Source organism: Streptomyces sp. UW30 (genome assembly GCF_008042075.1).
GTDB lineage: Bacteria > Actinomycetota > Actinomycetes > Streptomycetales > Streptomycetaceae > Streptomyces.
The window spans coordinates 1,481,222-1,490,112 of sequence record NZ_RDBN01000053.1 but is presented as its reverse complement, the minus strand read 5'-3'; the positions used below and the strand labels follow the sequence as shown (position 1 = coordinate 1,490,112).

Genomic DNA, 8,891 nt, shown 5'->3' with positions numbered 1-8,891 from the left:
CCTTCACGATCGCCCGAGCGGTAGGCGATCTCGGCGAGGCGGGCGATGAGGAAGGGCGTCTCGGTGTACGCGCCCACCTCGTGGGCGAGGTCCAGCGCCTCCTCGTACTCCCCCTTGGCCTCCTCGACGATGGGGGAGGGGACGGGAGGCTGCTTGGCGTCCGCGGGCTTGGCCGGATTGTCGTTGCCGGCCAGCGTGAGCACGATCGCCGCCGCAACGCCCACGGCGACCACACCGGCGGCGATACCGGCCTTCAACGGCGCGCCCACTCCCTCGGAGGCCGCCGCACCGCTCCCGGCGCCGGCCCCGCCGGACGAACTTCCGCCCGCGGCACCGGCCCCACCCGCACCACCGGCACCGCTCGACGAACCGCCGCTCGTCGCCGCGGCCGCCCCCGCGGCACCGGCCGCGCCCGCCCCGGCACCGCCGGCGATGAGCCCGGCCGCCTTGGCATACCCGGCGGCGCCGAACCAGCCGATGACCGCCACCGGCACGACGGCGGGGATACCGCTCGCGACTTCCTTGATCTGGCCGGCGGCCAGCCGGCACTTGGCGCACTCCTCCAGGTGCTTGCGCAGACCCCGTTCGGCGCGGGTGCGCAGGCTGCCGCGGGCGTAGGCGCCGAGCCGGTCGGCGTAGCGGGAGCACTCCTCGTCGCCGGCGAGGCTGGCGCTGACATGGGCCTGGAGGTAGGCCTGCTTGAGCCCCTCGCGGGCGCGGCTGGCGAGCACGCGCGTGCCGTTGGCGTCGAGCCCGAAGAGCGTGGCGACCTCGCTGGGCGACTCGTCCTCGACCTCGGTGTGCCACAGCACGGCCTGCCAGCGCTCGGGCAGCGACCGGAAGGCCTGCATGGCCATGGACTGCTCGGCCTCGTGCATCGCGCGTACGTCCGCGCCGAGATCCAACGTGTCGTCGTCGGACACCTCGGCCACCCGCGAGGACTGCGCGGCAAACACCGCGAAGTCGTCGACCAGTTGCTCGCGCCGCGCCGACTTGGTCCAGTCCGCTGCGGCCCGCCGGATCGAGGTGAGCAGATAGGCGCGTACGGCGTGCTCGGGCCCGGAACCGCCGCGTACCGCCTGGAGCATGCGGGCGAAGACCTCGGCCGTGAGGTCGTCCGCGGTGTGGGCGTCGCGGCAGCAGGTGCGCGCGTAGCGGCGCACCGCTTCGGCGTGGCGCCGGTACAGCTCCTCGTAGGCGCTGTCGTCGCCGGAGCGCATCCGGCCGATCAGGTCGGTGTCCGAGGGCGGCAGCTCCAGCGGCGGTGGCAGCGCGCTGTCCTCGCGCCGGTCGCGCTGGGCCGGGACGCCGCCGTCGGCGCCGCGCTGCGCACGGCCTCGCGGTCGGTGCTCCGCCGGGGAGCCGCCCGGCGGCAGGTCCGCGCGTCCGCCCTGGCTCGGCACCTGGGGAGTCGCCGACTCCCCGTCACCGCGTGACTCGTCCCACCCGTCAACGCTCATCGCGGAAAGCCCCCGCCGCCAGCTGCACCAGTCCCGGACACCGGGTCAGGGTGCCACATTGGCTTTTGGTCAGGACCCACCCGTGCGGACATCCACCCGTCCGAGGGGACTTCCCGCAACCCAGTACCAGCCCTCGCCCCTGCGGGGAAGGTTCAAGCAGCCGTCGCCGGGCGGGAGTTGAGGTCGGCATCCGAAATGCCCGGCATGTTCCGCGAGGGTGTGCGAGGCGAGGGCGGTGCGGCACCCCGCCTCCCGGTCACCCGTTGCCCATAGGGCACCCCGTTGACGTCACGGTCGTCGCATCGGCCGGGCTCACGCCTGAGGCCGCGACCGCAACCCCTCCAGCAGGATGTCCAGCAACCGCGCCGAGGCCGCCGCCTGCTGCGCCGGGTCCGGCAGCGAGGGCGCCGCCGTCGCGATCACCAGCAGGACGTCCGACACCGAGACGTCGGTCCGCAGCGCACCCGCCGCGCGCGCCCGCTCCACGAGCTGGCCCACCACGTCGAGCAGCGCCGCCGCGCCCGCGTCGTCCACCGGGTCGGCCGCCGCCGGCTGTTCGGGCACCAACCGCAGCTCACCGGTGCCCGGCTGCATCCGCTGCTGCGGCACCCGCGCCTCGTCGGGCCCGGCGCCGTCCTCGGCGACCCCGACCCGCAGCACCTGCGGCGGGAGCAGCCGGCCCGCGCCCGAGGCCACCGACGTGCGCAGGAAGCGCGACAGCGCCGACCACGGCTCGTCCTCCTGGCCGAGCGCGGCACGTGCCTGGTCGGTCAGCCGGGACGTCTCCTCCTCGGCTATCCGTCGCACCAGGACGTCCTTGCTCGGGAAGCGCCGGTACACCGTCCCGACGCCGACCCGCGCGCGCCGCGCCACGTCCTCCATCGGCGCGCCGTATCCCAGCTCGCCGAAGACTTCGCGCGCCGCACGCAGCACGTGCTCCAGATTGCGCTGTGCGTCCACGCGCAGCGGCGGTGTCCGCGACGCGTCACCGCGTCCGTTTCCCGCAGCCGCGCTCATCGTGCCGCCCACCATCCCGCCGCCCGGTGCGATGGCGGATGCGGTGGACCATCGAGAATCCTGAACATGCATAAGCGATCCCCCGGTAATGACGTCTCCCCCCGGAGACTCTCCCCGTCACTGCAAAGCCGGAGCGTCGCGGAACAAGCCCGGACCCCGAGACCGTTTCGTGCGACTCGCGGACCCGAAGAGCGCATCCCCCTACACCCCGTCGACACACGAACATAGTTGAGCGAGGGTCAATTCAGAAGGGGCAGGTTCCGCACGGAGCGCCCCTCGATCGGAGTACGGGTCGTTTACGTCCCGATTGCGCCACCTACGATCCCTCGGCGCACACCCGCTGACCTGCGAAGTTTCCGCGCACTCCGGCAATTCGGCCAAATCGCGGGGACGTCGGCCGCCGGTCACACAAATTGTCGAGCCTGTGGACAAACGCAAGCGCCGGGTGCGTCATGGGATGGTGAAGGAACGTGCGCGCATTCTCGTTGTCGGCGGCGGCTACGTCGGGATGTACACGGCCCTGCGACTCCAGCGGAGGCTGAAACCGGAACTCGGGCGGGGGGAAGCCGAGATCACCGTCGTCTCTCCCGACCCGTACATGACGTATCAGCCATTCCTCCCCGAAGCGGCCGCCGGCTCGATCTCTCCCCGCCACGTGGTCGTACCGCTGCGCCGCGTCCTGCCCGGGTGCCGGATCATCATCGGCGAGGCCACCGCGATCGACCACGCGAAGCGCACCGCCACCCTCACCACCCTCGCCTCGGAGGAGGAGGGCACGGGCACCGAACAGCTGTCGTACGACGAACTCGTCCTCGCCCCCGGCTCCGTCGCGCGCACCCTGCCCATTCCCGGCCTCGCCGAGCACGCCATCGGCTTCAAGACCGTCGAAGAGGCCATCGGCCTGCGCAACCACGTCATCGAGCAGATGGACATCGCCTCCTCCACCCGCGACCCCGCGATCCGCGACGCGGCCCTCACCTTCGTCTTCGTCGGCGGCGGCTACGCCGGTGTCGAGGCGCTCGGTGAGCTGGAGGACATGGCCCGCTATGCCGCGCGCTACTACCACAACGTCCGGCCCGAGGACATGAAGTGGATCCTGGTCGAGGCCTCCGACCGCATCCTGCCCGAGGTCGGCGAGGACATGGGCCGCTACACCGTCACCGAACTGCGCCGCCGCAACATCGACGTACGCCTGCACACCCGCCTGGAGTCCTGCGCCGACCGCGTCGCCGTCCTCAGCGACGGCGCCCGCTTCCCGACCCGTACGGTCGTCTGGACCGCCGGCGTCAAACCGCACCCGGTGCTCGCCGCGACCGACCTGCCCCTCAATGAGCGCGGCAGGCTGAAATGCACCCCCGAGCTGACGATCGACGGCGCCACGCACGCGTGGTCCGCGGGAGACGCCGCCGCCGTCCCCGACGTCACCGCGGGCGAACCCGGCACGGACTGCGCGCCCAACGCCCAGCACGCCGTGCGCCAGGCGAAGGTCCTCGGCGACAACATCGTCCACACCCTGCGCGGCGAACCCCTGGAGACGTACGCACACAAGTACGCGGGCTCCGTCGCCTCCCTCGGCTTCCACAAGGGCGTCGCACAGGTCTACGGGCGCAGGCTGAAGGGCTACCCTGCCTGGTTCATGCACCGCATCTACCACCTGAGCAGGGTGCCGACCTTCAACCGCAAGGCCCGCGTCCTGGCCGAATGGACACTGTCGGGCCTGTTCAAGAGGGAGATCGTCTCCCTCGGTTCACTCGAACATCCCCGAGCGGAGTTCGAACTCGCGGCCGGTGGAAAGCATCACCTCAACCCGGGAGACGACACGAAGGGGTCGTCCTGACCGGACCCAGGAACTCCACCGACAGGGCAGGCGTCTGACGGGTGTCGGCCAGGTCGGCCGCACTGCCAGACTGATCCCGAACCGATCCCGACCGCGAGGCTCTGCCCACAGTGCTGCAACCCCGGGGTGCCGCCGCCCCTCAGACCCCCGGCCGGGTCCGGAGCTGGCCGAAGACGACGACACGAGGCAAGGATTCGTGAACTTCACGCGCTGGAGCGCCCGGCTCCCCGGAACGCAGCGCCGCGCCGCAGCGCGGACCGAAACCGCGGCGGCGGCCACCCCGGACCGCCGGGGAGAGAGCGCGAGCGCCGTCCCCGCGGCCCGCGTCGAACAACTCACCGACGAGGCCGAGCCGATCCCGGGAGTGGACGAGCTGCCGGTCCGTGAGGTCCTCGACCGCGTCCCGGCCCTGGTCGCCCTGGTCCACGGCACCGACCACCGCGTCGCCTACGTCAACGGCGCCTACGCGACGGCCTTCGGCGAACGCCCCCCGGGCGAACCCGCCCGCGAGGCCCTCCCCGAGCTGGCCGAACTGGGCCTGCTCCCCCTCCTGGACCAGGTTCTGCGCAGCGGCAAGCCCCGCACCCTCAAGTCCCGCAAGGCCCCCGACGGCCGCTCCTACACCTTCACCTGCACCCCGGTGGCGGAGGGCGACGGCGGCGGCAGCGGTGTCCTCGTCTTCGCCACCGACGTCACCGACCACGCGGAAGCCGCCGAGCGCCTGCGCGCCAGCGAACGCCGCCAGCGCGAAACGGCCGTCACCCTCCAGCGCTCCCTCCTCCCCCAGGAGCTCGAAGAACCGGACGACCTGCGCATCGCCGCCACCTACCACCCCGGCGGCACCGAGGCGGCGGTCGGCGGCGACTGGTACGACGTGATCACCCTGGGCGGCGGCCGCACCGCCCTGGTGATCGGCGACGTCATGGGCAGAGGGGTACGAGCGGCCGCGGTCATGGGCCAGCTCCGCACGGCCGTGCGGGCCTACGCCCGCCTAGACCTCCCCCCGCACGAGGTGCTCCAGCTCCTGGACGGCCTGGCCACGGAAATCGACGCCAACCAGATCGCGACCTGCGTCTACGCCATCCACGACCCGAACGAGGGCCGCCTGGTGTACGCCTCCGCGGGCCACCTCCCGATCCTGGTCCGCGACGAGCACGGCGAGGTCCAGCGAGCCGACGAACCCACCGGCCCGCCCCTCGGCACGGGCGGCTGGATGCACGCGTCCGGCTCGATCGCCCTGAGCCCCGGCTCCACAGCCGTCCTCTACACGGACGGCCTGGTGGAACGCCGGGACGAGGACCTGGACGAGGGCATCGCGTCCCTGGAACGCGCCCTCGCCGGCGCGACCGGCACCCCCCAGGTCGTCTGCGACCGCCTGGTCCGCTCGGCGGGCGTCACCGCCGACCACGACGACGACGTCGCCGTCCTCGTCCTCCAGCACCCGGCCCGCACCGGCCCCGACGGCGACCTCTTCCGCAACGCCGCGCTCGAACTCCTCGGCGGTGTGGAGGCCGCCCCACGCGCGCGTGCCTTCGCCTCCGGCGTCCTGACGAGCTGGCGCTTCCCGACCGAGCTGCACGACCTGGGCGTCCTCGCGACCAGCGAACTGGTCGCCAACTCGCTCCAGCACGGCACCCCACCCATGCGCCTACGCCTGCGCCGCACCGACCGCCGCCTGATCATCGAGGTCACCGACGGCGACGACCACCTCCCACGCCGCCGCCGAGCCGAACCGGCCGACGAATCGGGCCGAGGCATCGCCATCGTCGCTACCATCGCCTCGGCCTGGGGCTCCAGACGAACGCCGGGGGGCGGGAAGGCGGTGTGGTGCGAGTTCGTATTGCCGAAGGGGTCGGGCCGCTGACGAGCCGTACTCGTCAACGCCGGCCGGCGTCTTTCAGCCCGTCTGGGGGTCCCTCCTGCTCGAAGAGCTTGGGGGAGTCTGAGGACGAGGCCCTTTCAGGGCCGATGCGGGGGTCTGGGGGCGGCAGCCCCCAGAAGGCACCGGGGCCGAAGGGGCAGAGTCCCTGGATGGGGGTCCCCCCTGCTCGAGCGAAGCCGAGAGCTTGGGGGAGGGACGGGTAAGGGCGGAGGGGGCGACAAACTCAGGCGTGAGCCTGCGGCTGCCCCACCGGCGAGCCCGCCCCCTGCGCCACAACCCGGCTCTTGCCCAGCCACGGCTGATCCTGCACCGCACTGAGCTGACGCCCCAGCCGCAGCGCGAGATAGGTGATCCCCAGCGAGAACAGCAGGAACGTCACGACATACGGCCCGTGCAGCGCCGCCCCCATGGGCCCGCCCACAGCCGGCCCCACCGCCAGCGCCAACTGCTTCACCAGGGCGAACGCGGAGTTGTACTGCCCGGCCATCCCACTCGGCGCCAGATCCGCGACCAGCGGAGCGACCGTCGGCGACAACATCGCCTCACCCAGCCCGAACAGCGCGTACGTGGAGATGAAGGCCGCCGTGGCCATCTCCTTGCTCCCGTTCCCGAGCCCGGCATACCCCGCCGCGACCCAGGCCACGGCCCAGATCAGCCCCACGGCCGCGATCACCCGCGACCGCCGGCGCCGCTCGACGAACTTCAGCACGGCGAACTGCGCCACGACGATCATCGCGGTGTTGGCCGCCAACGCGGTCCCCAGCCCCGACGTGGAAACCCCGGCCGCCTCGACCCCGTACGCACTCAGCCCCGACTCGAACTGCCCGTAGCAGGCGAAGAACAGCACGAAGCCCAGCACGCACAGCTGCACCATCGCCCGGTTCTGGAGCATCTGCTTCCAGCTGCCCTTCGCCGACGAACCCGTCGGCGCCCCGTCGACCCGCGGTGCGTGCGGCGTCCGTACGGTCGCCATCACCACGACGAGCAGCAGGAACATCGCCGCCTCGATCGCGAACAGCAGAGTGAAGGACGAGACGCTCGTCGTGTCGACGAGATGGCCACCGATGAGCCCGCCCACGCCGAGCCCCAGGTTCTGCAGAAAGAACTGCGTCGCGAACGCCCGCGACCGGGTCTCCGCCGAGGAGCAGTCCACGATCATCGTCGCGAGCGCCGGCTGCATCACGGCCTGCCCCGCCCCGAGCGCCGCCGCCGACAGCAGTACGGCCGTCGCGGTGCCCGCGAGTCCGAGGCTCAGCGCTCCGAGCGCGGCGGTGACCAGGGCGGCGAGCAGCACCGGCAGCGGGCCACGCCGGACGATCGCCCGCCCGGCGAACGGCAGCACGACCAGTGCGGCCACGGCGAAGACGGCGAGGACCAGCCCCGCCGTCATGGCACCCAGCCCCCGCACCTGCGCCACATAGACGTACAGGTAGGGGACGGTGAAGCCGAGCCCGAATGCGCTGAGTGCGTTGCCCACGTGGATCCGGCGCATCGCTGCGCCCATCGCCCTGGTCACGTTCACCTCTCTCGATGTAGGTCTGAAGACTTCAAAGCTAAAGTTCGAAGCTAAACAGTACACATCGAAGGACTTCAACGCCAAGCAGGCCCGTGCCATACTCGGCCCATGGGCGACACCCCCGACATCGGCGAACCGACACTCGAAGAACAGATCGCCGCCTACCAGCGCGAGTTCCAGGACCTCGACCCCCAGGTCGAGCAGATCGTCTCGGCACTGTCCCGTCTGAACCGCCGTATGAACGTCGCCTACGGCCGCCAGACCTCCGCTCTCGGCATCAGCAACGCCGAGTGGGAGGTCCTCAAGGCGCTCGTCCTCTCCGGCGCCCCGTACCGCATGGGCCCGAGCGACCTCGCCAAGCGCCTCGGCCTCACGCCGGCCGCGATGACCCATCGGATCGACCGCATGCTCGCCGAGGGCCTGGTCACCCGCGAGCGCGACGAGTCCAACCGCGTCCGCGTCATCGTGGAGCTGACCGCGGAGGGGCGCGAGAAGTGGCTGGAGGCGATGCGCCTCGCGTCGGTCTTCGAGGAGGAGCTCCTCCAGGACCTCTCGCCGGACGAGCGCACCGCCCTCGGTGACGCCCTGACCCGCCTGCTCCGTAGGGTGGAGCACGCCCAGCCGGATGCCGGCGGACGCCTCAGCGACCTGGACTGACGCGGGGTGCGGCACCTCGGGAAAAGATCTTGACAGGGGATGCTTGACAGCCCCTTGCCCGATCCGTAAAGTTCTCCGGGTTGCCGCTGAGCCGTAACGGTTCTGCGACAGCACCTCCCGCCGCGAGAGCGGCAACCAAACCACCAGCACGATCTCCCAACCGGGTCGATTTCGGCATGCCCGAATTCAATTCGAATTGGGACTCGGTAGCCCGATTGGGAATCACCGAGAGAGTCCGCTAAGGTTTGAGACGTCGGAACGGCCCAACGGCCGGGAAGGCAAAACCCGCTGACTGGGAGTCAGGCCCGAAAGGATCTGATAGAGTCGGAACCGCCGGAAAGGGAAACGCGAAAGCGGGAACCTGGAAAGCACCGAGGAAATCGGATCGGGAAACGGTCTGATAGAGTCGGAAACGCAAGACCGAAGGGAAGCGCCCGGAGGAAAGCCCGAGAGGGTGAGTACAAAGGAAGCGTCCGTTCCTTGAGAACTCAACAGCGTGCCAAAAATCAACGCCAGATATGT

Annotated in this window: 6 protein-coding genes; 3 read left to right on the top strand and 3 right to left on the bottom strand. The window is 71.3% G+C overall.

The window, feature by feature from the left end; all coding sequences use genetic code 11:
• Both EAO75_RS41195 and EAO75_RS41190 read right to left on the bottom strand, forming a co-directional pair.
• Positions 1–1,460: sigma-70 family RNA polymerase sigma factor (locus tag EAO75_RS41195; RefSeq protein ID WP_148000585.1), on the bottom strand; the 1,460-nt coding region annotated here is incomplete at its 3' end.
• 312 nt (positions 1,461–1,772) lie between these two features.
• Positions 1,773–2,549, bottom strand: a complete 777-nt coding sequence (locus EAO75_RS41190) for a TetR/AcrR family transcriptional regulator (RefSeq protein ID WP_148000149.1) — start codon at positions 2,547–2,549, stop codon at positions 1,773–1,775.
• Positions 2,550–2,934: 385 nt separating this feature from the next.
• On the opposite strand from EAO75_RS41190, the gene EAO75_RS41185 reads away from it, so the two are divergent.
• The gene (locus tag EAO75_RS41185) at positions 2,935–4,314 is read left to right on the top strand and encodes an NAD(P)/FAD-dependent oxidoreductase (protein ID WP_148000148.1); all 1,380 of its coding nucleotides are present in this window, start codon (positions 2,935–2,937) and stop codon (positions 4,312–4,314) included.
• Between the two features lie 196 nt (positions 4,315–4,510).
• Entirely contained in the window at positions 4,511–6,178 is a 1,668-nt protein-coding gene (locus EAO75_RS41180) for a SpoIIE family protein phosphatase (protein ID WP_148000147.1), read from the top strand.
• Between the two features lie 241 nt (positions 6,179–6,419).
• On the opposite strand, the gene EAO75_RS41175 is transcribed toward EAO75_RS41180, so the two are convergent.
• Entirely contained in the window at positions 6,420–7,688 is a 1,269-nt protein-coding gene (locus EAO75_RS41175) for an MFS transporter (RefSeq protein ID WP_187284817.1), read from the bottom strand.
• Between the two features lie 132 nt (positions 7,689–7,820).
• Here EAO75_RS41175 and EAO75_RS41170 point away from each other — a divergent pair, with 132 nt between their 5' ends.
• Positions 7,821–8,369 carry a MarR family winged helix-turn-helix transcriptional regulator gene (locus EAO75_RS41170; protein ID WP_148000145.1) on the top strand — a complete coding sequence of 183 codons (549 nt, stop codon included), beginning with the start codon at positions 7,821–7,823 and terminating at the stop codon, positions 8,367–8,369.
• Positions 8,370–8,891: the final 522 nt, after the last annotated feature.

Coding starts and splice junctions, on each gene's coding strand:
- EAO75_RS41185 (WP_148000148.1), top strand. CDS start 2,935: ATGGTGAAGGAACGTGCGCGCATTCTCGTTGTCGGCGGCGGCTACGTC.
- EAO75_RS41170 (WP_148000145.1), top strand. CDS start 7,821: ATGGGCGACACCCCCGACATCGGCGAACCGACACTCGAAGAACAGATC.
- EAO75_RS41190 (WP_148000149.1), bottom strand. CDS start 2,549: ATGCATGTTCAGGATTCTCGATGGTCCACCGCATCCGCCATCGCACCG.
- EAO75_RS41175 (WP_187284817.1), bottom strand. CDS start 7,688: ATGCGCCGGATCCACGTGGGCAACGCACTCAGCGCATTCGGGCTCGGC.